General features: G+C 42.9%; 19 protein-coding genes. 12 read left to right on the top strand and 7 right to left on the bottom strand.

Features of this window, described 5'->3' with window-relative positions:
- Window positions 1-302: 302 nt before the first annotated feature.
- Window positions 303-1,208 (top strand): 30S ribosomal protein S6--L-glutamate ligase, encoded by a 906-nt coding sequence (gene rimK, locus L4C33_RS07555; RefSeq protein WP_428811817.1) that lies wholly within the window; start codon window positions 303-305, stop codon window positions 1,206-1,208.
- 37 nt (window positions 1,209-1,245) lie between these two features.
- Window positions 1,246-1,674, top strand: a complete 429-nt coding sequence (locus L4C33_RS07550; protein WP_428811816.1) for an ATP-dependent zinc protease family protein — start codon at window positions 1,246-1,248, stop codon at window positions 1,672-1,674.
- Window positions 1,675-1,818: 144 nt separating this feature from the next.
- Here L4C33_RS07550 and L4C33_RS07545 read toward each other — a convergent pair whose 3' ends face one another.
- Window positions 1,819-2,583: an MBL fold metallo-hydrolase gene (locus L4C33_RS07545; RefSeq protein WP_428811815.1), complete on the bottom strand. Its 765-nt coding sequence runs from the start codon at window positions 2,581-2,583 to the stop codon at window positions 1,819-1,821.
- 178 nt (window positions 2,584-2,761) lie between these two features.
- Window positions 2,762-8,959 (bottom strand): response regulator, encoded by a 6,198-nt coding sequence (locus L4C33_RS07540; protein WP_428811814.1) that lies wholly within the window; start codon window positions 8,957-8,959, stop codon window positions 2,762-2,764.
- A gap of 320 nt (window positions 8,960-9,279) precedes the next feature.
- Between L4C33_RS07540 and L4C33_RS07535 the strand changes: the two genes are divergently transcribed.
- The 9 genes from L4C33_RS07535 (at window position 9,280) to L4C33_RS07495 (ending at window position 19,088) form a co-directional block, all read left to right on the top strand.
- Window positions 9,280-10,857, top strand: a complete 1,578-nt coding sequence (locus tag L4C33_RS07535; RefSeq protein ID WP_428811813.1) for a response regulator — start codon at window positions 9,280-9,282, stop codon at window positions 10,855-10,857.
- Window positions 10,858-11,058: 201 nt separating this feature from the next.
- Window positions 11,059-11,661 (top strand): 2OG-Fe(II) oxygenase, encoded by a 603-nt coding sequence (locus L4C33_RS07530; protein WP_428811812.1) that lies wholly within the window; start codon window positions 11,059-11,061, stop codon window positions 11,659-11,661.
- Window positions 11,662-12,070: 409 nt separating this feature from the next.
- A complete protein-coding gene (locus L4C33_RS07525; protein ID WP_428811823.1) occupies window positions 12,071-13,363 on the top strand; it encodes an extracellular solute-binding protein in 1,293 nt (430 codons plus the stop codon).
- A gap of 189 nt (window positions 13,364-13,552) precedes the next feature.
- Window positions 13,553-14,434: an ABC transporter permease subunit gene (locus tag L4C33_RS07520; protein WP_428811811.1), complete on the top strand. Its 882-nt coding sequence runs from the start codon at window positions 13,553-13,555 to the stop codon at window positions 14,432-14,434.
- 20 nt (window positions 14,435-14,454) lie between these two features.
- Window positions 14,455-15,297 carry a sn-glycerol-3-phosphate ABC transporter permease UgpE gene (gene ugpE / locus L4C33_RS07515; protein WP_428811810.1) on the top strand — a complete coding sequence of 281 codons (843 nt, stop codon included), beginning with the start codon at window positions 14,455-14,457 and terminating at the stop codon, window positions 15,295-15,297.
- 133 nt (window positions 15,298-15,430) lie between these two features.
- Window positions 15,431-16,744 carry a sn-glycerol-3-phosphate ABC transporter ATP-binding protein UgpC gene (gene ugpC, locus L4C33_RS07510; RefSeq protein WP_428811822.1) on the top strand — a complete coding sequence of 438 codons (1,314 nt, stop codon included), beginning with the start codon at window positions 15,431-15,433 and terminating at the stop codon, window positions 16,742-16,744.
- A 7-nt stretch (window positions 16,745-16,751) separates the two neighbouring features.
- Window positions 16,752-17,528: a DeoR/GlpR family DNA-binding transcription regulator gene (locus tag L4C33_RS07505; protein ID WP_428811821.1), complete on the top strand. Its 777-nt coding sequence runs from the start codon at window positions 16,752-16,754 to the stop codon at window positions 17,526-17,528.
- A gap of 11 nt (window positions 17,529-17,539) precedes the next feature.
- On the top strand, window positions 17,540-18,250 hold the full coding sequence (locus L4C33_RS07500; RefSeq protein WP_428811809.1) for a glycerophosphodiester phosphodiesterase family protein: 711 nt from the start codon (window positions 17,540-17,542) through the stop codon (window positions 18,248-18,250).
- 100 nt (window positions 18,251-18,350) lie between these two features.
- A complete protein-coding gene (locus L4C33_RS07495) occupies window positions 18,351-19,088 on the top strand; it encodes a sulfite exporter TauE/SafE family protein (RefSeq protein ID WP_428811808.1) in 738 nt (245 codons plus the stop codon).
- An 83-nt stretch (window positions 19,089-19,171) separates the two neighbouring features.
- On the opposite strand, the gene L4C33_RS07490 is transcribed toward L4C33_RS07495, so the two are convergent.
- Both L4C33_RS07490 and L4C33_RS07485 read right to left on the bottom strand, forming a co-directional pair.
- Window positions 19,172-19,660: a L,D-transpeptidase family protein gene (locus L4C33_RS07490; protein WP_428811820.1), complete on the bottom strand. Its 489-nt coding sequence runs from the start codon at window positions 19,658-19,660 to the stop codon at window positions 19,172-19,174.
- Window positions 19,661-19,748: 88 nt separating this feature from the next.
- Entirely contained in the window at window positions 19,749-20,240 is a 492-nt protein-coding gene (locus L4C33_RS07485; protein WP_428811807.1) for a GNAT family N-acetyltransferase, read from the bottom strand.
- A gap of 172 nt (window positions 20,241-20,412) precedes the next feature.
- Here L4C33_RS07485 and L4C33_RS07480 point away from each other — a divergent pair, with 172 nt between their 5' ends.
- A complete protein-coding gene (locus L4C33_RS07480) occupies window positions 20,413-20,745 on the top strand; it encodes a c-type cytochrome (protein WP_428811806.1) in 333 nt (110 codons plus the stop codon).
- Window positions 20,746-20,828: 83 nt separating this feature from the next.
- On the opposite strand, the gene L4C33_RS07475 is transcribed toward L4C33_RS07480, so the two are convergent.
- The 3 genes from L4C33_RS07475 to L4C33_RS07465 form a co-directional block, all read right to left on the bottom strand.
- The gene (locus tag L4C33_RS07475; protein WP_428811819.1) at window positions 20,829-21,659 is read right to left on the bottom strand and encodes a CPBP family intramembrane glutamic endopeptidase; all 831 of its coding nucleotides are present in this window, start codon (window positions 21,657-21,659) and stop codon (window positions 20,829-20,831) included.
- A gap of 106 nt (window positions 21,660-21,765) precedes the next feature.
- Window positions 21,766-24,870: an efflux RND transporter permease subunit gene (locus L4C33_RS07470; RefSeq protein ID WP_428811818.1), complete on the bottom strand. Its 3,105-nt coding sequence runs from the start codon at window positions 24,868-24,870 to the stop codon at window positions 21,766-21,768.
- Window positions 24,871-24,875: 5 nt separating this feature from the next.
- The gene (locus L4C33_RS07465; RefSeq protein WP_428811805.1) at window positions 24,876-25,964 is read right to left on the bottom strand and encodes an efflux RND transporter periplasmic adaptor subunit; all 1,089 of its coding nucleotides are present in this window, start codon (window positions 25,962-25,964) and stop codon (window positions 24,876-24,878) included.
- Window positions 25,965-26,193 lie beyond the last annotated feature (229 nt).

Raw genomic sequence — 26,193 nt, 5'->3', positions numbered from 1 at the left:
TCAATTGGCAGCTCAGCGTACACAAATAACGTAAAGCTATAATTTTCAATTAACCTGCACCAATTTACCACTAGCATCAGCGTCATTTTTTGTCGCTGATGCTCCTCAGCCTTACTGTACCAATAACTCTTCACATCCATAACTTTCCGTTGTCGACTCGACAAATTTAATTCGTTTTCTTAGTTATTCCAAAAGCCTTAAGGTTCGCCCCGAAGCAAACGAGGTGCTCTTAAAACAACAAAGCACCCGCAAAAACAAATTTTATTCGCAGCTACCAATCAGGTATTTACTAAGGAAACGCCATGCGTATCGCAATTCTTTCTCGTAACGAAAATCTATACTCTACTCTTCGCATGAAGCAAGCTGGAGAAGCTCGTGGGCACCAAGTCGATGTCATCGACACATTGCACTGTGACATAGATATCGCGAGCAACAATCCGAAGATTCGCTATATGGGTGAAGAGCTTCCTCAATACGATGCAGTTATCCCTCGTATTGGCGCTTCCATTACTTTTTACGGAACGGCAGTGGTTCGTCAGTTCGAAATGATGGGTACATTCTGCATTAACGAATCTGTAGCAATAAGTCGTTCTCGCGACAAATTACGTTCATTGCAATTGTTATCACGTAAAGGTATTGGCTTACCAAAAACTGGATTCGCAAGCCGCCCAGATAAGATTCAAGATTTGATCAAAAACGTTGGCGGTGCGCCACTTGTGATCAAACTACTTGAAGGGACTCAAGGCATTGGCGTGGTATTGGCAGAGACCAATAAAGCCGCAGAGAGCGTTATTGAAGCTTTCATGGGGTTAAAAGCGAACATCTTAGTTCAAGAGTTCATTGAAGAAGCAAACGGTGCAGACATCCGCTGTTTCGTGGTTGGTAATAAAGTCATTGCAGCGATGAAGCGCCAAGCTGGTGAAGGCGAATTCCGTTCTAACCTGCACCGTGGCGGCACGGCTCAATTAGTTAAGCTAACGAAAGAAGAGCGTGCAACGGCAATTAATGCTGCAAAAATCATGGGGTTAAACCTATGTGGTGTAGATATTCTACAATCTAAGAATGGCCCTGTTGTGATGGAAGTAAACTCATCTCCAGGTTTAGAAGGGATTGAAAAAGCAACGGGCAAAGATGTTGCTGACATGATTTTCGAATTTATTGAAAAAAACGCAAAGCCAAACGCTAACCGCACTCGTGGCAAAGGTTAAAAATAAAAAGTTCGAACAAACATTATCGGAAATGAACATGAATTCAAAAATGATCATTGGAAGTACGGAAGCAGTTTGCTTACCAGAGTTAGGGATTACTCAATTACAAACACGCGTCGATACCGGAGCGAAAACGTCATCGCTGCATGTAGACAACCTAATTTGCTTTAAAAAAGACGGCGAAAAGTATGTTGAGTTCGATTTGCACCCTGATGCTTACGACCTTGAACATACGATTCGAAGCCAAGCAAAATTGAAAGCAAGCCGTAAGATCAAGTCTTCAAACGGCGAGGTTGAGCACCGTTGCGTGATTGAAACATTACTCAAACTTGGTGAGCAACAATGGATGATTGACGTCACTTTAAGTAACCGCCAAGACATGACATACATGATGTTATTAGGCCGACAAGGTATGAGTGATCGCGTGATCGTCGACCCTAGTGAGTCTTTCTTACTGACTCACTGAGCGATAAAAAAACAAGCTCTTATATATGAGTTCTAAAAAATAAGTCCCATAAAAAAGCCAGTCCGTTGACTGGCTTTTTTTGTTTTAACACTATGGTTATCCGTGTTGTGCACATTTGCACGAGCCCAGCTCCTACAACATTAATCAAGCACCAAAACGCCATATAGAGCGTATGAAATTCTTACTCTTAATTTTAGTCACACGCCAGTGTGTTACAGGGCGTGTTGGCGAATGTGCTAACAAGTACTCGAATGCTTGCTGAGTAAAGTTCACTTCACCGCCGTGCGCAGCGAGCAACGTATCCAACTTAAGATCGTAAACACGCTTAACCGACTCACGATATTTGTTCGGGTGAAAAATAGGAAAAGGCGGGATCAGATTAGTTTTCACCTCGACCATTAAGTCTGCGACATAAGCTAGATTCAACGAAGCGCAATACACAGATAAGTCACGGTCTGTATGCCCCGGGGTTTCCAATACAACCCAATCATCAAAACCTGGAATGACTTCACCATCACTCAACTCATAATCTGGATTCAGTTTTCGTGAATACCATAAGTTAGCTTTGGGCTTTCCTAAGCGGTTTGCCATCCAGCGAGCCAAAGCCAAATCAGTTAAATGCATCAAAAAACCATCCCAACCGCTATACCAATCTTTGTCTCGTTTCGCAGCCACCAGCTTACAACCTGTGAGGTCTCTCAGTTTATGGGCGGCTCCTGCATGGTCAGGGTGCATATGAGTTACCACCGTCACCTTTAAATCACTAAAGGGTCGATTCAATGTCGATTCAATAAACGACTTAAGGTGTGGGATGTCGGCACGGCACGCGCCATCAAGCAATAACAATTTATCTGGGTATTCCACCAAGTACATTTGTTGGATATAACCCTTAATGGTGTGAACCTGCAAAACATTTCCTTGTTTGGCTATTAACGATGAACCAACCAACTGGTCAGACCTATAACATAGCAAACATTCGCTGATTTAGATCATTTTATTAACAACTGGAGATAATTCCATTGATAGAGTTAACAAAAAGGCGAGCATATTTGCTCGCCTTTAATTCGTTTTGCCTCAATTAAGCAGGTTAACTGTCTCGCTCTGAAACCATATTCGAAAGAAGCTGCAATTGTTCTAAGGCTTCATCAAATTCATAACCAGAAATAAACTGTTCTAGCTGTTTCGCTATTTCATTTAAATCAGGGTCATCTAAATATTCCATTAGTGACTCACAAGTTTCAGCCGCACTGATGTCAAATTCATCAATCTCACTCGCCAGCTTTTCAATCAAAGCCTGAACTTCATTTAAATCAAACGCCTTACTCTGCTTATCATCCGTAGCAATAGATAACAAATAGCCACCTATCACTTCCAGCGCTTTAAATGCCGCACTTTCTACCCTATTGAGTAAACCTTCTACCGTGTCGCTAGGGTTTGACCTTAAGCTGTCTTCCAGATCACTGGTTGCTTGGTAAAGGTCTGTACAACCAATATTACCCGAGACACCTTTGACGGTATGCGCAGTAAGTACGGCTTGCTCGACATCTTGCTGCTCTAACGCTTCACCGATTTCAGCAATCGAGTTAGCTAAGGTGTCATTTACCATCACCAGTGATTTATTGTATGACTGCACTCTGCCGCCTAATCGAGCAACTGCCGACTCTACATCAAAGCCTTCAAGCTCAGGAAGAGCGACATTTTCATCTATATCTATGGCTTGTGGCAGTTCTCTTTCTTTGCTTTCAATCCACTGGTTCATAACCCCAAATAGAGCTTTCGGATCTATTGGCTTTGCGACATGATCGTTCATACCCACTTGTGTACATTTTTCTTTGTCGCTCGCCATCGCGTTAGCGGTCATAGCCACAATGGGAAGTTCAGATAATTGCAGTTCATTACGAATGGTTTCCGTCGCCAAGTAACCATCCATCACTGGCATTTGGATATCCATTAGCACTAAATCAAATGTGCGCTCTTTCAGTATTTCTACAGCTTCAAATCCATTACTGGCTAAAGTGACTCGGAATTGAGCTAATTCAAGAAGCTCTGTCGCCACTTGCTGATTGACCTCGTTATCTTCCACCAGCAAAATTTCGGCACCTCTGACTCCATCTTCCAATTCAGTATCGAACGACGGTTTGGTATTTGCCAACGCGTCAGGCGAGGAGTTATCGTCAAACGCATTCGAGATAGCGTCAAACAACATTGAGGAGGAAACCGGCTTCACGAGGAAACCATCCAGGTCGTAGTTTTTCGCCTTATTACGGATTTCGTCTTGCCCATACGCCGTCACCATCACGACCCTTGGTTCAACAGAAAGGTTAAGCTTTCTTAAAGACTCAACCGTATCTAAACCATTCATATTTGGCATTTTATAGTCGATAAGAACCAGATCGTACGGTTCGTTCTGATTATCAGCTTCTGATAACTGAATTAAAGCGAGCATCCCTGTATCAACAGCATCAGCGGTAAGCCCTAAATGACGCGTTAAGTTGATCAAAATATCGCGAGACTCTTCACTATCATCAACGATCAAGGTTTTCACTCCAGAGTAGTCTTGCGACAAACGTGGAGTTTTTGCTGAATTGGTTTGATCGATGTCCAGCTCAATTTCAAAGTAGAACACGCTACCTTCATTCGGTGTGCTGTCACAGCCAATACTGCCGTTCATCAACTCAACAAGGTTTTTGGAAATCGTTAATCCAAGGCCTGTACCACCATATTGACGTGTCGTTGAACTGTCTGCTTGCGAGAATGCTTGGAATAGGCGAGCCATTTGCTCATCTGTCATCCCTATTCCTGAATCTTGTACAGAGAACAGTAAAACCACAGTGGACTCAGATTGTTTCTTAGCTTCAACTTTGACAACAATTTCACCTATTTCGGTAAATTTGACCGCATTGTTCGTCAAGTTAAGTAGTATTTGTCCGATCCTTAGCGGATCTCCGATTAAGTTTCTTGGGATCTCTGGTTCTATCGAAATCAAGAACTCTAAGTTCTTCTCTTGAGATTTTACCGTCACGATATTAGATAAATTATCCATCATGCTTTCTAGCGTAAATGGGATCTGTTCGATATCCAATTTGCCAGCTTCAATCTTAGAGAAATCGAGGATATCGTTGATAACACCCAGCAATGAATTTGAGGCAGCTAGGATCTTGTTAACGTAATCACCTTGTTTACGCGTTAACTCTGTTTGTAACGCCAAATAGCTCATACCTATGATTGCGTTCATCGGAGTCCGTATTTCATGGCTCATATTAGCTAAGAAATCACTCTTCGATTTCGTTGCTTCTTCCGCTTCATTTTTTGCCATTTCTAAAGCGTCWTGGAAAGCTTTACGCTGAGTAATATCGCGAACGATGCAGGTATAAAACAGCTGTTCTCCAATGTGTGCTTCCGCCGCCGAAATTTCGATGGCAACTAAACGACCATCTTGACACTTAGCAAAGTATTCCAACTCTTTGCACACACTTGGCGTCACAATAAAGTCTTCATCCGAAACTTCGCTTGGCGTTAATAGCATACCAATATGGGCATGTAATACTTCGGTCTTCTTATAACCAAAGATCACTTCAGCAGCAGGGCTAAATTCCGCGATATCGCCGTCTTCATCCAGAACAATAATGCCATCAATGGCCGTTTCTATAATACTCGTCAGGCTCAACGTTCTTTCGCGAACACTTCTTTCCAGCTCTTCGTTTGATTGCATCAAAACACTTTGCGTGCGACGACCAAGCCACAAACTCAACGCCGTCAAACCCACGGTCAGTAGCACCGTGAAGGACAAGAGCGTCACAATCAGATTCCTTGTCGAAATATAGCCACGTAACGCTTCTTCYTCATCAATTTCAGTCACAAAACCAAACTGATCGTTCTCACGCCAAACCCAGCTACCTAAAACCCTAACGCCACGATAATCTATGTAACCTTCCCCACTGCTTCCTTTGGTATCGCGTATCGCTCCTAAATAAGCATCAGTGTATTTATCTTCATCAGCTAAGAACATCGCGTTGCCCAGCCCATTAACGTTGGCTCCGCCAGATACAATTGAGTCAGGTTTAAGCATCTGTAGGTTCAAAATTGCATTCGCATTCATTCCTAAAGCCTTAGACTCTTTCAATTGATCTTCAAAACGGCTTCTTGAAAGGAAGTAGCCCTTATCATCAAAGGCATATGACTCACCTGACTGACCAACACGACCGGAAGAAAAGATTTGGCTAAACTCAAACGCAGGGTCATACCTAACCGTCATTGCTGCGATCACTTCTCCCATTTCATTATGAATTGGCGCAGCGACAAACATGGTCGCATCCACATCTTTACTTTGTGCACCAAGGTCTGAAGCGATAGGCGTCACTAATACCGTTTCCCCTAAGAACACACGATCCAACAATTCTGGACGCTGCTGCTGAATCACGTTCACTTCACCTAGGTTACTGTTACGCATTGAAGCGACGTTAATTCTATTTTTGTTGATAATAAAGAATCCGCGATCACCATGTCTGGCTTGGTGGGAAGCAAAATACACTCGCAAATCAATCAACACGGTAGAAAACTTAATCTCTTCTTTGGTTTCCTTCACCTTAAGTAAGTCGCGCACCATAGGCATCAACTCAGGGTCGCTGGCGATAGAATTAACATACGAGGTTCGGCCATCGATCCAAATATCAATACTGGTATTTACGGCTTCTGTGATACCAGAAAGGGAGATTTGAATATTGTGTCTAGTTTGTTGTTCAACCCGTTCAATAACCACATAAGCGGCAATAGATACCGCTACTAGCGCTGCAACAATGAAGCCACACACCACGACCATCAACTTGTTGGAGTTGAACTGACTGATGGTCTTATTCGACATGTATTTATTTAAAAGAATGGGAACAAGAAACAGAGCACCAATGATCACCACGACACCGATAGCGGCTTTTATGATCAGCAATGAATCAATTGGGCTATCTGAAAACAGCTCTTCTTGTTTCATTTGGCCTTCATTTGGAACAACAGCAACTGTATTGTTCTCTGAAAAGATGTTTCGGTATTCTTCTTCTGATAAACCTTTCTGTGCTTTATTCAGTGCAGAGATAACACCGGTATCCACGTCCTGATTAAACGCCATGAGATATTGGATTTTTTTACTGGTGACAAGCGCGATATCCAAATCGACCCAGGCGTTTTCGTGTATGTAATGATTTAAGTTAAGACCATCAGCGATCAAACCATCGTAACTGCCTTTACGTAGCTCTTCTAAACCTGCTTTTTCATCCAAAACTTTACTAAAGAACACATCTGGATAAGTGACGTTCAAATGCTCGATGTATTGGTTAGGACCAACAACTCCTATCATGTGCTCTGAAGTCAAATCACTTAAAGAAGTGATAGGTTCCGAACGATCTTTCATTGCTATCGCGTAATAAGAGGTAAGAATTGGTTTTTTTATGGTGTATGCCGATGAGCCTGCAAACAACTCACTGTTACCAATAACAATATCAAGTTCATTATTGCTAAATGACTCGAAGCCACCGTTGAGCATACCTTGGTTTTGGTATTCAAAGTTGACCCCTACTTTCTTACCTATGGCATTTAGCAGATCCGAAGTTAACGCTAGGCGATCTGCTTGCGCTGTAAACTGATCGCTATCATTAATAACCCCGACGCTTAACGTAGGTTTTTCCATCACCGAAGTGACTTCTTTACTGTTGAGGTTCACCGTCCGAGCAGGGTCGACGGCAAGAATGCTTTGACGCAGTTCATTAACGTCTTGCATGTCGATATGCTGCATCGCTTTAACAAGAATTGAATGAAGTAATGGCTTATCTTTCACAACGCCAATATTCATATTATCTAATTCGCTGTCACCAATATCCAACTCGCTTTTGATCTCTAGATCAAACAGCGCATTGTCGTTTATCAGCCTTCGAGCAATCACAACGCGAGAGAATACCGCAWCAACCTCACCAAATTGCAGTGCTTTGAATGCATCTAAAGAGTTTTCTCTTGGGGATAATTTAATATCTTGATCTTGCAGAACTTCTTCGAGAAATGAGCCTGCAACAAAGGAAACGGTTTTTCCTTTTAGCGACTCTAAACTGGCGTAGTCGGATGATTTTTTAGTAATGATTGCGTTGGGGTTACGCGCATAAGGAGGAGTGTATAAAAAGTGCTTCTGCTCGCGTTCTTGAGTTCGGATCAAATCCAAAATCAGATCCACTTCCCCCGCCAGCGCTTTATTGTAAACGTCACTCCAAGGGCCAGAAACGAATTCGTAATCAATCCCTATCGCCTCAAATAATAGCTTTACGTATTCCACTGAAAAGCCTAGGGACTGCTCGCCCTTTGTATAACTAAAAGGCTTCCAGTCTTGGTCATGGGCAACCTTAATTGTAGGGTTATCTTTTAAATACTGTTTTTCTTCTTCGGTTAAATCGATGTTCTTTTCTAATGCGGGAGGCCCATCATTAAGCCATTTAGAAACGATGGTCTGCTTTTTCTCATCGGTTAAGTTATTCAATACTTTTTGGATAATAGAATGCAGGTGTGGCAGGCTTTTTTGCACGGCCATCATCCCGTTTTCTTCTGTCGTTCTCCCGACAATTTTAACGCTACCGATACCGCGTTGAAGCAATTCGTATGAAGCGACTGGGAAATAATGGATCATCGCATCGGCTTGACCAAACAGTAGCTTGTCGATGGCTTCCCTTGAATTGGGAGCAGCCTCAACCTGAATATCAGGATGATTATTTTTCAAATCATATTCTGCAGACCATTCTGAAACCACCACCACTTTGCGACCTTTAAGGTCAGCCAGACTGCTAATATTCTGAGTGTCATTACGAACCAAAATAACGCTTGGGTAATCTAGATAACTGGTCGTAAATAGAAGCGGAAGTTCGGTGCGCCCACTATTCGAAAGCAACGGCAACATATCTATTTTACCCGATTTGAGTAACTCAATAGATTGTTGCCAATTCTCAGTTTGGATGACTTTAAATGCCAAGCCTGTTTGCTCTGTTACGTATTGCAGTATGTCAGCGACAATACCTACATACGCGCCCGTTTCATCAAAGAATTCTACTGGGGTAAAATCAGGGTCTGCCGCAAAGGTCACTTCAGGGTGGCTTTTTATCCACGCCAACTCGTCGTCACTGAGCGTAACGGCCGTAGCGTTTAATTCACGGGTTCGAGATTTTTGGGAGTCATCTTGATGTGCATCAGCCCAACTTGGCGATGAAAAAGAGAGGGAAACCAGTAACACGATCCAAAGCGATCGAATCATACAAATCATAGGGGAACGTTCCTTGTCCAATAATACAACACTGCTTTCTATATCCGTGAAAGCGGTAGCCAGATTATCAGTGTTTAGAACGATATTCTATTAATGTCTGATATTTCCAAGGCATTGATGAAAAAGTACTCTTGCACATTCTTCACGAAGAACATTAAGTAGAAGCCGAGGTTTATTTTCCCTTTTATCTATCTTTGAAGATGCGCTTTGTTTTCCACAATTTTTTATTGCACTCCATCCTAAACTCGCATAGTTTGATTCTGTATTGCTGTACGCAATTCTAAATACTTTCAACATGGATGCTGAAGAACACTATCACTATGCAGAATTTACTTCCGACACAGTCTTTCAATAAAAAAACCTATGAATTCAAGCGTATCCTGATAGTCGATGACTATGAGTCTATGACTCGAACGATGGCAGCAATCTTAGAAACACTGAACTTCAAAGCTATTTACCGAGCAAAAGATGGCAAAGAAGCGCTGTTAAAACTCAAAACCTATGAAGTAGACCTGATCATTTCCGACTGGAACATGCCGAAAATGAACGGTTTTGATTTGCTTAAACATGTTCGAAAAGAGAAAGAAACCTCGCACATTCCTTTCATAATGGTCACAGGTAATATTGATCAAGAAGATGTGGTCATGGCCATCAAACATGGCGTTTCTGAGTACATGGTGAAACCATTTTCAAAAACAATGCTGATTGATCGTGTACACAAAGCTTTTAAAGCGCCACCACCAAAACAGATTTTAGACAGCAACGGATCTGCTGCTATTGAACGACGTATTAAGAACACACCAAAACCAATGCCAAACAACATTTTGTTGGTCGATGACGAACCAAACAACTTAATGGTTCTTGGTGAACTGCTAAAAGGCGACTACAAAATCCAAGCCTGTCGTACAGGTAAAAAAGCCCTGGAGATATGCGACAAAGACACACCACCTGATCTGATTTTATTAGATATTATGATGCCAGAAATGTCAGGACTAGAAGTGTGTAAGGCATTGAAAGAGAACCCACTAACGGAGCATATTCCGGTTATTTTTGTCTCTGCCCTTTCTCAAACCGATGATGTCGTTAAAGGGCTCGCCCTTGGTGCCGTCGATTACATCACGAAACCTATCACCCCTGAAATTGTCCTCGCACGAGTCAAAAACCATATGAAGCTAGTGAAGCAACGTATGGACATGCAATTGCAAATTGAAACTATGGTCGAGAATACTCGTATTCGTGATGAAATTGACCGTATGTTCCAGCACGACTTAAGTAACCCTCTGACCGCTATCATTACTAGTTTGCCCGCTTTAGAAGATAAAGCACGGCATTGTGAAGACGAGTTAGACGTGATTCGTGAATCATCAATGATGATCCAACGAATGGTGAATAGCCAAGAAACACTAATGAAGCTAGAAGAAGACAAATACAGTGTGCAGCTAAAACTGATCGATGCACATTCTCTAGTGAAGAAGTTGTGTTACGGCCTACAACAGAAGTGTGAAGATAAAAACGTTTACATCCATTACAACGTGCCACCAGCGCATAAGTACTTAGGTGACTCGCTATTGAGTTACACCATGTTCTCGAACCTAATCAATAATGCAGTGGAAGCCTCACCTAAAGGCTCAAACATAAAAATTGCCAGCTTGCTTGATTCAGAAGCCAAGACACTGTGTTTTACGATTCATAACATGGGTGCAATTCCAACGTCGATACACAGTACCTTCTTCGACAAGTTTGTAACGGATGGCAAAGTGACAGGTACAGGTATCGGTACTTATTCAGCTCGGCTCGCGACAGAAGCTCAAAACGGTAAGATCAGTTTTACGACATCTGAAGATGATGGAACCACGTTAATTATGACGTTCCCAATTGAGTTTAGTGATAACGCTTGATCAGGTTTAGTTCCTTTACCTATCGTCAACCTCGACGAAAATAGAAACAGTTTAAGCTCTACTGAATCTGTATCACTTCAGTAGAGTTTCTTGTCCCACTCCTCCCCCAAACAGCCATTTATCGTCACGACAAAATAGTTCAATTGCCGACCTTCTCCTTTGGGAATATATAGGTGCTCCTGTAATTATTGAGCACGACACATGAAGCAACTAATTGATGCTATTGCGACCCAAGGCTACTTTGTTTGGGATGACTTTTTAACTCACGAAGAAGTCATAGCATTAAGGGACTGTATTCCAGAAAATTGGAAAAAGGCTAGGATTGGTCGTAACGATGAAGTCATACGTGAAAAAACGATCCGCAGTGATCAGATTCAGTGGCTTAACCCGACCATGGGGGAACCTGTTGCTCAATTTTTGACTAAGATGGAGCACATTCGTTTAGCCGCTAACCAGGCATTCTTTCTAGGGCTTTTTGAGTATGAAGCCCATTTTGCTAAATACGAAAAAGGGGACTTCTACCAGAAGCACTTAGACTGTTTTCAAGGAAACGAAAATCGCCGCCTGACGACTGTTTTCTATATGAACGATGAATGGTCTACTGAAGACGCAGGTGAGCTTGTTGTCTACGATCTAAAGGATACTAAAATTGCGACGATTCCACCGAAATCTGGCCGACTATTTGTATTTTTGTCTGAACAGTTCCCACATGAAGTGTTACCAACCAACGCTGAACGTTTCAGTATCGCAGGCTGGTTTCGTACCAATGGCGTGAAGAACAATCACCTTGATATCGCGAGTTAAACGCCAGAAGCCTGCTTTATCAAACAGATCAACAGTTACTCCACCCTATATAAAACAAAGATATAGGGTGGCACTTTAAGTAAAGACTCCCTCAATATCCCCCTCCCCTTCAAAAAACGCCACTTAATAAAATCACCTCCAATAGCTAAAAAGTTAATTGCGAACTCGCGATCCATAAATCCTTCATATAACTGAAGCTTTAGAGTAACGGCTCTGAAATATATCTACGCCAAGATAGCGTCAAACGAAACACGAATGGTCTCGTACGAAAGTAAACTCATTTCGCATCCCAACATTTTAAATATTGGGCTGCTAACTCGGTCACTTTGAGAACAGACGTATTTCGTTAAACCTAGATTCACTTGAATGCAATTAACCAATAACGATCTTCATCCACAAGGAAAATATGATGAATAAGCTATGGCTAGCAGGCGTCCTATCTGCAACCGTTTCAGTACCAACTTTAGCCGCTACAGAAGTGACATGGTGGCACGCAATGGGTGGGCAACTCGGCGAAACAGTTAATAAAATCGCAACCGATTTCAACGCATCACAAGATGACTACAAAATTACCCCTATCTACAAGGGTTCTTACACTGAAACATTAACCGCAGGTATTGCAGCTTACCGCGCAGGTGAAGCTCCGAATATTCTTCAGGTTTTTGATGCTGGTGCAGCCACCATTATGAATGCCAAGGGGGTTGCAAAACCTGTTGAAGATATCCTAGTGGATTCAGGATACAACTTTAATTCTAACGACTACTTAGCTGGTGTTCGTAATTTCTATGCGGACAGTAACGGCAAAATGGTTGGTATGCCTTTCAACAGCTCAACGCCTGTATTGTATTACAACAAAGACATTTTGAGTGAGATAGGTGTTCAAGCACCTAAAACTTACGAGCAACTTGAAGAAACCGCTAAGAAGCTAAAATCCAAGGGATACGCTACTTTTTCTCAATCTCTTACACCTTGGATTATGTTCGAAAACTTCAAGTCTCGTCATAACCTGCCAGTGGCTGACCAAAACAACGGCTATGACGGCCTATCAACCAAAATCATGTTCAACACGAAAGACATGATGATGCACGTCAGCAAGATGAAAGAATGGTCAGATTTAGGCTACTACAAATACTACGGTAGCGACTGGGATGCGAACCAAACTCCTTTTGAACGTCAAGAAGTTGCAATGTGGATGGGCTCATCAGGTTCATTTGGTGGGCTACGTAACCGTGTTCCTTTCGAGTTAGGCACAACTTACTTACCTTATTGGGAATCAGTAAACCCAGATGCGGGCCTAACCTTCATTGGTGGCGCTGCACTTTTCGCACTAAACGGACACGAGAACTCACAAGACAAGGCTGTAGCGGCATTCTTTGACTACCTAACCCAGCCTGAAACTCAAGTCTACTGGCATAAAACAACAGGGTACGTACCAGTAACGACTGCTGCTTATGATCTCGCAAAACAGTCTGGCTACTACAAAGAACAACCAGATGCTGAAGTGGGCGTTAAGCAACTGAGTTTAAAATCAGGTGAGTGGACTAAGGGTTACCGCCTCGGTTACTACCCTCAAATCAGAGAAGTTATGCACCGTGAGTTTGACAACATCTTTTCTGGACGCTCAAGCGTTGAAAACAGCCTAGACAAAGTTGAAAACGAAAGCGGTAAGTTGCTTAAGCGTTTTGCTCGCACCATGAACTAACCTAGCGTTCAGCTTGGTATCGGCCACACATTTACTAGCCGATACCTAAACGAACGAGCTTCATATAGGGCTCTGAGTCTATGACCAAGAGCCCTATTACTGACTACTGCTATGCACTCGATAAATATCTAATACCTGCATATCAGCCATCAACCATTGACCTTTCTGTTTATTATTTGGGATTAACTCGTGGAACGACGTCAGCAGTTTTTTCATTCGCCATTGCCATATATGTTTTTGGCACCACAGATTCTGATCATCATCATTTTCTTTATGTATCCAGCGGCCAAAGCCGTTTACCTCTCTTTCATGCTTGAAGACCCTTGGGGTACGTCTTCATTATTTGTGTGGTTTGAAAACTACCAAATGCTATTTGAATCTTCTGAGTACCTATCTTCGATAGGTTTTACCTTGATGTTTGCGGTGGTTGTATCGTTTCTTTCATTGGCTCTCGCCCTGCTATTAGCTGTAAAAGCCGACAACATTATTCACGGACAAGGAGCTTACAAGATCACTTTGACTTGGGTATACGCTGTCGCGCCAGCCATTGCGGGTGTTATGGGCAGTTTCTTATTCAACCCACACATTGGCATTTTCACCGAAATGTTCGCCTTAGTTGGCTGGGAATTTAGTTATCAGACCGACCCTACCGACGCCACATTGGCTCTAGTTTTAGTTTCGGTATGGAAACAGGTTTCGGTCAATTTCATCTACTTTCTTGCTGGGCTTCAGTCCATATCTTACGCAGTAAAAGAAGCGGCAATGCTGGATTGCGTGAACGATTCTAAGCGTTTTTGGACCATTACTTTCCCGCTGTTAGCACCGACAGGATTTTTCCTGTTAGTCATTAACCTTACTTACTCATTCTTTGAAACGTTCGGGGTTATCGACACCATGACTAATGGTGGGCCGGGCGGTGGCACTACATCACTCGTTTACAAAGTGTACCGCGATGGATTTGTCGGTGCCGACTTAGGTGGAAGTTCAGCTCAGTCAGTCGTGTTACTTCTGCTTGTTTTAACACTCACATTTATCCAATTCCGCGTCGTTGAAAAACGCGTCCATTACTAGTTATTCAAAGGAGGATTCTGATGAAGAGCAATAAGATCACCGACCACCTGATATTGATAACAGGTGCGTTATTTATGCTTATTCCAATCTGGCTAATATTCGCGAGTTCAACTCACAACCCGAACACAATAGTCAGTGAAGGCTTACAGTGGTTACCGGGAGACAACTTAACTTCCATCTACAGCGAAGCATGGAACAAAAGCCTAGGGTTTAGTGATGCTGTCACGGCCAAGAGCATGATCATCAATTCAATGATCATGGGGTTAGGCTTCGCGATAGGCAAAATTGTCATTTCGATGATGGCAGCATTCGCTTTAGTTTACTTTAGGCTGCCTTACGCTACGGCGTGGTTTTGGCTGATTTTCGTCACCCTACTCTTGCCATTAGAGGTGCGAATTATCCCGTCGTACGAAGTGGTTGCTAGCTTAGGCCTACTCAATAGCTATACAGGGTTAATTTTGCCTTTGATCGCCTCTGCAACGGCAACGTTCTTCTTTAGGCAGTTTTTTAAAACCATCCCCGATGAGCTATTAGAAGCTGCACAACTCGACAACGCAGGCCCGTTTCGATTCCTTGTCGACATCCTTCTACCGCTGTCCAAAACGATGATCGCCGCTATTTTCATCATCATGTTTGTCGTTGGTTGGAACCAATACCTTTGGCCAATCATGATGACAACAGATGAAAGCTACAACACGATAGTGATGGGCATTAAACAAGTTTTAAACAACATCAATGAAACAAGCTTGCCACGTTACGACTATGCCTTTGCCATGGTTATTTTAGCGATGCTTCCACCTATTTTAGTGGTTGTCGTATTCCAACGCTGGTTTGTAAAAGGATTAGTAGAAAGTGAAAAATAACCTGAAATTAACGCCGAAAAGCAAACCACAGCTAACTGTTGATCATAACAAGCACAGTAATAACTCGACAAGCAGCAACGTTAGCCAAATTAATCAACAAGAAACGCCGAAAAACCAATTAAAGGAACGCACTATGTTAGGTATTAAGAAGCTGGTAAAAACCTATGAAAATGGCCATCAAGCAGTCAAAGGGGTCAGCCTTGATATTAAGAAAGGTGAGTTTCTTGTATTAGTCGGCCCGTCAGGTTGCGGCAAGTCTTCTATTTTACGTTCAATCGCGGGGCTAGAAGCCATTAGCAGTGGTGAAATCCACCTTGGCGGACGTCGAGTCGATACTGAAAAGCCGGCTCTACGTGATATTGCTATGGTATTCCAAAACTATGCGCTCTACCCACACATGAGTGTTTATGACAATTTAGCTTATGGCCTTAAGAACCGTGGCGTGAGCAAAGACGTCATCAAAAATAAGATTGAAGCTGTTGCGAAAACACTAAAAATTGAAGAATACCTCGACAGGAAACCAGCCAAATTATCTGGTGGTCAGCGTCAACGTGTGGCGATGGGGCGCGCTATCGTTCGAGATCCGCAGTTGTTTTTATTCGATGAGCCAWTATCAAACTTAGATGCTGCTTTACGAGCTCATATGCGACTGCAAATTAAAAAACTACAACGTGAACTTGGAGTAACAAGCGTCTATGTAACCCATGACCAAGTAGAAGCGATGACACTCGCAGACCGTATTGTCGTTCTAAACAAAGGCGAAATTGAGCAAGTCGGAAGTCCTGCAGAAGTTTACCACCAGCCAGCTAGCACATTTGTCGCAAGCTTCATTGGTAGCCCTGCTATGAACTTTATTCCCGCCCAATTAGATGAAGGTTACCTAACTTTGGGCAACCAACAAGTTTACCTTCAAGATTACGCTCATATTAAATCTACGGCGGTGACTTTAGGTATTCGCCCTGAGCATGCTGAAATTCATGCTCTTAGTGATAAAGCCAATACAAACAGCTCACTGAAAATCAAGCTAGGGATCAATGTCGTAGAGCCATTAGGTCCAAATCAGTTGGTGCATGGTGACTTAGTATTCGACAGCTCTGTTCACGACGGCTTCGTTAGTAATGAATTAGTTCACAGCAATTTGGCTCAGGGTTCTGTCGACCAAACGCCATTTATTGCGGTAACTCCAGAAATGGAATTGGACGAGTCATTAGACCTAGAGCTATTAGTGAACAAGAATAATCTGCATATTTTCGGGGAAGATACTAAACGAATTTATCCAGTTATTTCCAATCTAGTAACCTCTGATACAGTAGCCTCTGAAACAATAGTCTCTGAAGCAATTACCCCTGAAACATTAGCCTCATCAGATTCTGACAACTCAGTGACTGAACTTACCACGAGTACGACAAGTTCGACTCTATCAACAAAAATCGCAGCTTTTTCTTAGTGGTTACATTGTGGGATTATCTTCCAGACAAAAAGACATCTTGACGTATTTGCAACAGGGCCATGGCGTACTTTCGAGTACGCTGTTATCAGACCGTTTTACTGTCTCTGTTCAAACCATTCGTAAAGACATGAATGAACTCAGTGATAAAGGATTAGTTCGACGTGTGCATGGTGGTATCTCGTTGCCAAGCCCCAACGACAACTTGTCCTTTACCAATCGAGAATTACTGAACCTATCCGCCAAACAAAATATTGCGCATCAGGTTGTAAAGCAGTTAGAAGAAGGGACAAGTATATTCCTTGGCATTGGAACCACACCTAAGCATGTCGCTTTAGCGTTACTCGACCACCCAGGACTCACTGTTGTAACCAACAATATCAACGCAGCGCTAACCTTGAGTAGTAACCCAAACATATCCGTTTATTTAGCTGGTGGGGCTGTGCGCTCGTCCGACGAAGACACAGTTGGGGAGTCAGCAACCTCGTTCTATCGTCAGTTCAATATCAAAATAGGGATCTTTGGCGTTGGAGGGCTCAACGAAAATGGGCAACTATTGGACTTTACGCCTGAAGAAGCCAATTTAACTCGAGCTATCATTGATCAAAGTGAACAATGCTGGTTGGTAGCCGATCAAACCAAACTTGGACGTTACGCACCGATTGTTAGTGGTCAACTGTCTGAAATGGTAAGAATATTTGTAGACGAAGCACCACATAATGTTCAACAATTGTGTAAGAGAAATCAGGTTGAGTTAGTGGTTTCTCAACAAGACGTATTCTAAAAGGAAAAGACATGTCTCCGATTATTGTTGGCCACCGTGGCGTGGCAGGGACACACCCAGAAAATACAGGAGCAAGCGTAAAGCAAGCTGCTGCGTTGGGGTTACAGTGGATAGAAATTGATATTCAAATTACCCAAGATAATCAACTCGTGGTTTGTCATGACCATACGCTTGAACGTTGTAGCGACGGTTCAGGCCGTGTCGATAACCTTACTTTGGCGGAACTGCGTAGGCTCGACTTTGGCACTTGGAAGTCAGAAGATTTTGCTGGTGAAGGCATTTTAACGCTCAGCGAACTTTTGGCTCTAACCGATGAGCTTAGCTTAAACGTTAATATTGAAATCAAAGTCGATTCAAAGCACCAACCAGAACATGTTGTCGGCTTACTCAAGTCGGAGTTGACCYGTTTGAATGTGGATACCGATAAGGTCATTCTATCGAGCTTTAGTCACTCAGTAATGGAGCATTTAGCAAAGCACCTGGGTAAATACCGTTTGGGTGTTATTACTGACCAGTTAACTCAAGAAGACTTAGCATTACTGGCTTCAATTGACGCTTATAGCTGTCATATCAACCATCAAACCCTTTCTGAAAGTGGCCTTACGACTCTGCGTAAACTTGAGGTTGAAGTATGGTGCTACACAGTCAACAAACCTGAAGAGTTTCCATTACTGAGTCAAGTTAACGCCATCTTTACTGACTACCCAAGTCGCTTTTGTTAACTTGACGAAAATTTTAATCAATTCAACGTATTTGTTATAGCGAATCAGAAATATTAGGAGTACATTCGCGCCTAATATTTCTGACATATTGAGCTCTGCCATGGACCTAATCCTTAGCCCTATTTTCCCAGCCTTATTTGCTATTTTTATTTTTGCAGCAGTCGTCAGAGGGTTCTCAGGTTTTGGTTTCACCTTAGTGGCTTTACCACTTAGCGCGTTATTCATGCCAGTGATTGAGCTAGTACCTGTTTTTATGCTCATCGACCTACTGGGCAATATTCAACTGCYGCCTAAAGTCCGTCACTACGTGAACTGGCGCTGGGTCAGTAAAGTATTTATTCCCTGTCTGATATTTACTCCACTGGGATTACTGCTGCTCAAAACGGTTAGCCAAGACACGATCATTCTGATCATTAGTGCTTTTATTTTGGGTTCTGCAATCATGATAAAGCAGGGCTTCCAGTACCAATCAGATCCTAAATTTGCGCCTTACTTGTTGGGTAGCTTAGCAGGCTTAATGAACGGCGCTGCGTCCATGTCCGGTCCACCTATTGGTGCTCACGCTTTAGCAAGTCCTATTGCTCCACATATCGCACGAGCATGCCTAATCGCTTTCTTCGTATTAGCTGATTCTAGCGCATTTGTTGCGGCTTCTTTCAGTGGTTTAGTCGACTGGCCTACCGTGATTCTTACCGTCGCACTGTTGCCAGCTAGCATGTTTGGAGGGGCTCTCGGAGCAAAACTTTTTGAACGCTTTGGTGGTGAGAAGTTTAAACCAGTGACGATAGTGCTGTTAATCACTATTGCAATATTTAGTGCAGTGCGGGTGCTGTTTTAATTCAATGTACGCTTTGCTTTCGATAAAAGAATAAAAGATAATAGATTAGAAGTGAGAACTTAGTCTAATTTTACCTTAGGCTTCTACCATTCAATATGGATTGGCGTACCCATTTCGACCAACTCGATAAACTCGTCCATTTCGCTATTAGTTAAAGCGATACAACCATTGGTCCAATCAAAGCTTTGAATAAAATCTGGAGACTTAGATTCTCCATTTTTTAAACCATGAATTTTGATGTTCCCCCCAGGGGATAAGCCATAAACACCTGCTCTGATAATATCGGCTCGATGAGGATAACTGATATGAACAGAACGATAAAAGCCTGACTCTTCTGTCACATATTCAAGCCTATAGTTTCCTTCAGGAGTTCGGTTATCACCTTCGTGAAGCTTATGCCCTTTTGGGTCTTTACCTAAAGCAATCCGATACTCGCGTATAACCACGTCCTCTTCGTCCATCAAATACAGACGACGTTTGGACTTATCAACTTTGACGAGCGCAACAAGTGACTGCTCTTCCAGTACCACCGGTAAATTTGGTTCTTGCTGAGCATTCACTGAAAATGACATACCGAGCAATAGAGTAGAAATAGCGAAAATCCGAAGTGAAAACATATGTTTCGTATTGATCATTCTAGAATCTCTTATCATCACTGAATTACTCTAACGGCATAGACATAATTCTAGATTGAGTTTTCATTCCCAAGGCTTCATAAAAACCACGAGCCCCTTCATTAAACTCCATCACTTCTAACTTCATTTCCGTTGCCTCCCTTGCTTGTGCCCACTGCGTAATTTTAGCCATCAATGCACGCCCTACACCACTAGCTTGGACTGAATCATCCACGACGATCGTGTTCACCCGGCACACTTTATTGTCTCGAATGAAACTCACTTCTTTATTTTGGGTAATTCTAGCGACGACAAAACCAACGACCTGCATTTCTATTTCAGCCACAATAAAAGTGCCATTAGGTTCCAGCATTAAGCTTAACCAGTAATTTTCATTCTCGTCTTCAGAATCATAGCTTTGGATGTCTTGGGGGTTTGAAAATACACTCGGAGCACCGAGATGATGTTGAATGTTGATCTGATTAGCAAGGCGAAGAATAGATTGAATATCATGAACAGTTCCAGTGCGAATATGCATAAATCATTTCCTTAGGTAACCTTCGAACCATAGCAAAGAAATATAAGAATATCTGCGTCACCGAGGATTCAGTTTGAAGCCTCTAAAAGAAAGCTCACTCAAAAAATGCATTCACAATATATTCACGCGCGTAATGTCATTATCTCTGCATAATTTAGCAAAGAGATAGCCCATGAAAGCAATACTAACCACCATTCTTATCGGAAGCGCACTAACAGCCCCGTTGACAGTACAAGCCGTTGACCTTTCAAATGGCGAAACACAATTTAAGACACTGTGTGTGTCATGCCATGGCGACCTTGGTCATGGAGACGGCATTGCTGGCACTGCGCTTCCAGAAAAGCCATCCAACATTTATGACGGTCTGACTTCTTTTTGGGAATCGGAAAGTGAATTGATGGATACGGTGCTCAATGGCAACGAAGGAATGCCAGCATGGGGACAAATATTATCAGAATCAGATGTGAATGATATTTTCGCTTATGTACGAGAGATCAATAAATAGACCTGCGCATAGAATATAGATTCAAACTATAGACTAATGCACAGGCCTRTCACTCATTCAACGTTACTCTCAAATAAGCTGCATTACGCCGCTAGCATTGGGTAAGTGAAGAACAGTAAGTGACACAGATTAAATAAGAAATGTAATGCTACGGCAACCCAAAGGCGCGAGCTAAAATAGAACGCGAGGCCGTAGCCAACACCTGCCAAAGTCGCAAAAATAACAAGCAATATTCCGCCTGCCATGTGGGCAATACCAAACAATGCACTAGCAACCACTAATCCGATAATCCAACCAAACTTTTGGCTCAACCCTTGCTGAATATAGCCTCGGAATAATGCTTCTTCGGCGACACAAGTGATCAGTAAGTTATTAAGCACAAATAGCCACCACCAACTCGGTAACGATAGCTCAGGCTTCAGCGCACCTAACAGCCATGCGATAGGTAACAGGCTTAAAACACCAACACTAACAGCGATGACTTTGCGTACATCAAAAGACTTGTAGCTGCCTAACAAAGGTGGAAATGCCAAAATTAAAGCAAACAACACCAGTGGCTTATCCAAATTCAAATGCATTGAAAATGGGATACTCGATGGCCCCGTCAGTACTTGGTCTAAAACTTTTAAATTATTAAAGCCCGGTAACAGATGCAAGAACAAAGCTATACACCAAACCAGTACAACACCGTGCCCTACTGCCTTTAAGCGCTCAGGTAAAAAACGAATAGCGTAGGCAACCCCGATACCCGAAATCGCACTTAACSCAGCGAGTAACTCCATACGCCCACTAAAATAACTGGCGAGCAAGGTAAGGCATAACAACGAAAATGCGCTGCGTACTTTATTTATAAACACGCAAACAATCGCTACCAGTAAGGGTAACCAAACAAGTAATACTGGCTCAAAAGTCATCGTAAACACTCAACTCTTTGTAAAAGCTTAAGCCAGCAAAAAGCACCTAATCTATTAAATTGAACAGCGGGAAACAAAACAGCAATTAAAGAACAACAAGGATAAATCACGTATTCACAATCTCTACATCAGTGTTTTTAGGTGGAGCAATTTTCATTGGCATTTTGGTAATCAACTTAAATGCTGTCGGCACAAAATAGAAAGACAAAATCGTTGTAAGGGCTGTACCACCAGCAATGGCAACCGCGAACGGAGGCCAAAACCCACCACCAGCAAGGATCAAAGGCAAGAAGCCGCCAATAGTCGTGATTGTGGTTGAGGTTATGTGTCGAGTACAACTCATTACCGCTTCTAAGATGGCATCAGAATCCCCAGCGCGTGCTTCAGGGTTCGCTCTTAGCTCTGCCAAAATCACGATGGCCGCATTTATCGCTAAACCAATGACACCCAACATTGCAATGATGACGGTAAAGCCAAACGGATAATCAAAGATCCATACCGATAAAATACCTAACCCTGCAGCCAGCCCAGCTACCAAGAAAATAACTCCGCTTAATCGAAAAGAGTTGAAAGATAACACGATCACTAGAATCATCAACACGACAACCACTGACATATTACCAATCAAGTGACCTACCGATTCATCTCGCTCGGCTGACTCTCCGCCAATTTCTATCCGGTAACCCGCAGGAAATTGATAATTATCTAACTGAGCCTTAAATTCATTGAGTACGGTTTGAGGCAATACTCCAGCCTCAATGTAGCCTTCAATTGTATTCAGTCGCTCACCATTACGACGTGTAATACCGCCGCTACTTGGAGTTACTTTCAACTCAGATAAATTCAGTACAGAAACGCCAAYGTTAGACTCTGATACCGACGTAGGAAAACGCAGGTTATTCAGGTCATTGTAGCTTTCACGTTCATCATCTTTAACTCTGACTCGAACAGGGATCGACTCGGTTCCCTCAATCAAACTGCCACTTTCACGCCCAACTAACGTTGATTGCAATAAGCCTGCAAACTGATTCAGGTTAATGCCATTCATTTGGCTAGTTTCTTCGTCAACCGCAACTTGAAACTGAGGTATTCCCGAAGACAAGCTTTCTCTTGTATTCGTAACGTGTGGTACCTGCGACAAAATCAGTCGCACATCTTGCCCAATAGACTTCAAGGTATCGAGATTCGTACCATAAATTCGCAATTCAATTGGTGCATTAAACGGAGGACCTTGCTCTAATTTTCGTACCAATATTTGCGCTTGAGGAATCCTCTTATTGAGGGTTTCTTGTAATTCAGGGATTAGGCGGTTTGCTTCTTCAAAATTGGTCGTTTTAATCATCGCCTGAGAAAAATAAGGTGCGTTTTCTTGCCCTGCAACCATGTTGTAGTAAAAAGAAGGGAAAGCAGCTCCGACTACCCACTGAACTTGTTCTACCGATTCATCTTCTAGAATGATGGCATGGATTTGTTCCGTCGTTTCTCTTGTGGCGTATATGCTTGCTTGCGGAGACATATAAACCTGAATTTCAAACATGTCGCGGTCAGACGCAGGGAAAAACTGTTCAGTCAGCTGGGATGTACTCCAGAACCCTAAAATGGGCAGAGCCATGCTTAACGCCATCGCCTTAAGTGGGTGACGAATCGCCAACGCGACGGAGGCTGAAAATAGGCGGCTTAATCGAGGAATAGAAATTCCCGTTTGATACCAACCTGATGAAGTGTGTTTACTCGGTAAGTAAGCGCTGGATACAGCAGCAATCACAGTGTGTGAAATAATGTAAGAACCCACCAGCGAGAAAGACACGGTTAACGCAATCGCACCGACAAACTCCCCTGTCGCACCCGGCATTAAAAATATCGGAGCAAAAGCAAGAACGGTGGTCAATGTTGAACCTAACAACGGTACCCACAAGTGTCGGATTGCTAGAATCGCGGATTCAAGTTTTCTCATGCCTTTTAAGCGGTAACTTTGAATGGTATCGACCATCACCACCGCGTTATCGACCATAATGCCTAGTGCGACAATAAAGCCGGTTAATGACATCTGGTTAATGGGTATTTGAAAGTACTTCATCATCGACAATGTCAGCAGCATGGTAAGCGGCAGAGCCAAAGCGATAATAAACGCCGCACGCAGCCCCAAAGTGAACAGCAATACAGCAAGAACTAGCGAGAAACCAATTGCCAGGCTTTCACCTAACTCCACTAAGCGGTTCTCGGTGTAACCTTGCTGGCTATAAACCACATTCACTTTGATTTCTTTAGGTAATTCGTGACGAAATGTCTCCAAGACACCCATTGCAGTTGGCGTCCATTTATCGACGCGCAAGTGAGGCTGCATTCTCGCCCCAACAATCACACCAGGTTCACCATCCACCAGTGCCAATTTGTCGTAAGGCATTTTAGGCGCACGCTGCACATCGGCAACGTCTCCAACTCTTACTGTATGTCCGTTAGAGTCCACAAACACAGGCACATTACGCACTCTCTCAATAGAGTCTAAGCTAGAGGTTAATTCCAGGCCAAAACGTGTGGTGTCGTTAACCAATTCACCGGCTGAATTTTTTGCGTCTGCGCCTTCAAGTGCATTAGAAAGTTGCTGTGCCGACAATCCTAAACTAGCAGCATCGTTAATATCGAAATTAACAACGATTTCTTCATCCATGATCCCGTATTCGTCAACGAATTCAGTTCCTGAAAGTGTTCTTAATCGAGAGCCTAATTCTTTGGCATATCGTCCCAACGTTAGTAAATCTGGCTCACCTTTCCCTTGCCAGCCTAAAGTCATAATTGTCGTAAACGCGTAAGAACGATCGCTATCAAGCTCTGGAGATAAGACATCCGCTGGGAGTTCACTTTCTAAATCAGAAAGTTTGTCTCGGATTTTTGACCACACAGGATCAGAGTTGGTGATTGACTCGTTAAGCTCAACACCAACTACTGATACACCTAGACGAGAAGTTGAAGTGATCTGCGCTATCTCATTCACCTGACGCAGTTTATTTTCGATAACCTCAGTAACTAACGATTCAACACGCTTCGCATTCGCGCCTGGGAAAATCGTTGTGATGTTAGCATTACGATTTGAAATGATTGGATCTTCAGCTCGCGGTAACGAGTTAAATGCCGATAAGCCACTTACAATCAGAAATGCAATCACAAGTGCCATCAGGCGAGTGTTGGATAACATAGAAGCCAGAGTATTCATCACGCTTACTCCGCTGCGATTTGCACAGATTGCCCAGGAACCACTTTGTGCAGCCCTGTGGTGATCACTTGCTCACCGCTCTCCAATTCACCCGTAACAAACACAGAGTCATTGTTGGCAAACAATACCTGAACTACACGCCTTTCAACGGCTTGATGATCGTCAATGGGTGACAAGGAATACACATTCCATGTCCCGCGAATACCATCGATTAATGCGGTGGTCGGTAGCCAAAAACCTGAGTCTTGATACGTTTTTTGATAACTTAAATACGCCAGTTCACCATCAAGCACCTGAGCTTCTTCTTCCAATAAAAACCTCAAGCTTACACTGCGAGATAAGGTATCAACATTCGATGCATTAGAGATCAGCTTCGCCGAATACTCATGATTACCGACTCGAACTAGATAGTTATCTAATTGAGCAATACCTTGTAAGTCTGTGCTATTCACACCAATGACTGCTTCTTTGCTTTCAGCAGACAGTAATGAGAGGGTTGATGTGCCGACACCCACGACATCGCCTATCGAAACAAATCGTTTGCTGACTACGCCAGAATAGGGTGCTTTGATTGTCGATTTCTGAATTTTAAGTCTATTGGCTCCGATGGCCGAATTAATCCTCAAGGAATTCGCGGCAAGGGCTTCTTTTTGACTAATCAGCGCATCAATTTCGGACTCAGAACTGAACCCCTTTTTCTTCAAAGCGTACTGTCTATTTAGATTAGCTTTGGTCAATTTCTGTTGTGACTTCACTTCATCCAGTTGAGCTTTCAGCTCTTTGAGTTCCGCATCAAGCAATTGCGTGTCTAGGCTAACCAAAGACTGCCCTTTGGCTACTGTGTCACCAGCATCGACCCACAATCTAGAAACTTTTCCCGACAGCTCAAATCCCAAATTTGCTCGCTGCCCAGAGTTAACAACTCCAACATATTCTCGTTCTACTGTATAAGCCTGACTTTGCTCTATGGCTTGCGCCTCTACACTAAGTAATGTGGTGGGCTGCTTGATCACCGCGACCGATTCAGAACAAGCTGCGAGAAACACCGCAGCGGAGGCAGCTACACTTCTTACTAAAACTTTGGGAATCGCCATAATCAAACCTATCCTTGCAACTTATAATTAACAATCAAACTAGACAGTCCAGTTCTGAATTATTAGACACTAGAAAAACTAGACTGTCCAGTTTGATATTGATATCGTTGCCACAAATAACAAAGCATCAGAGTGAGCCATGAGTACGTCGAGTGAATTAAAAAGACGCCGAATTTTAGAAGCCGCTGCCGAACTATTCGGGGTACATGGCTACAACACCAATATGGAT

Source organism: Vibrio makurazakiensis (genome assembly GCF_050337375.1).
GTDB lineage: Bacteria > Pseudomonadota > Gammaproteobacteria > Enterobacterales > Vibrionaceae > Vibrio > Vibrio makurazakiensis.
The sequence above is the reverse complement of the archived record's forward strand: the minus strand, read 5'-3'. Positions and strand labels throughout refer to the sequence as shown.

Coding starts and splice junctions, on each gene's coding strand:
- L4C33_RS07480 (WP_428811806.1), top strand. CDS start 20,413: ATGAAAGCAATACTAACCACCATTCTTATCGGAAGCGCACTAACAGCC.
- L4C33_RS07525 (WP_428811823.1), top strand. CDS start 12,071: ATGAATAAGCTATGGCTAGCAGGCGTCCTATCTGCAACCGTTTCAGTA.
- L4C33_RS07485 (WP_428811807.1), bottom strand. CDS start 20,240: ATGCATATTCGCACTGGAACTGTTCATGATATTCAATCTATTCTTCGC.
- L4C33_RS07465 (WP_428811805.1), bottom strand. CDS start 25,964: ATGGCGATTCCCAAAGTTTTAGTAAGAAGTGTAGCTGCCTCCGCTGCG.
- L4C33_RS07530 (WP_428811812.1), top strand. CDS start 11,059: ATGAAGCAACTAATTGATGCTATTGCGACCCAAGGCTACTTTGTTTGG.
- ugpE (WP_428811810.1), top strand. CDS start 14,455: ATGAAGAGCAATAAGATCACCGACCACCTGATATTGATAACAGGTGCG.
- L4C33_RS07535 (WP_428811813.1), top strand. CDS start 9,280: ATGCAGAATTTACTTCCGACACAGTCTTTCAATAAAAAAACCTATGAA.
- rimK (WP_428811817.1), top strand. CDS start 303: ATGCGTATCGCAATTCTTTCTCGTAACGAAAATCTATACTCTACTCTT.
- L4C33_RS07550 (WP_428811816.1), top strand. CDS start 1,246: ATGAATTCAAAAATGATCATTGGAAGTACGGAAGCAGTTTGCTTACCA.
- L4C33_RS07490 (WP_428811820.1), bottom strand. CDS start 19,660: ATGTCATTTTCAGTGAATGCTCAGCAAGAACCAAATTTACCGGTGGTA.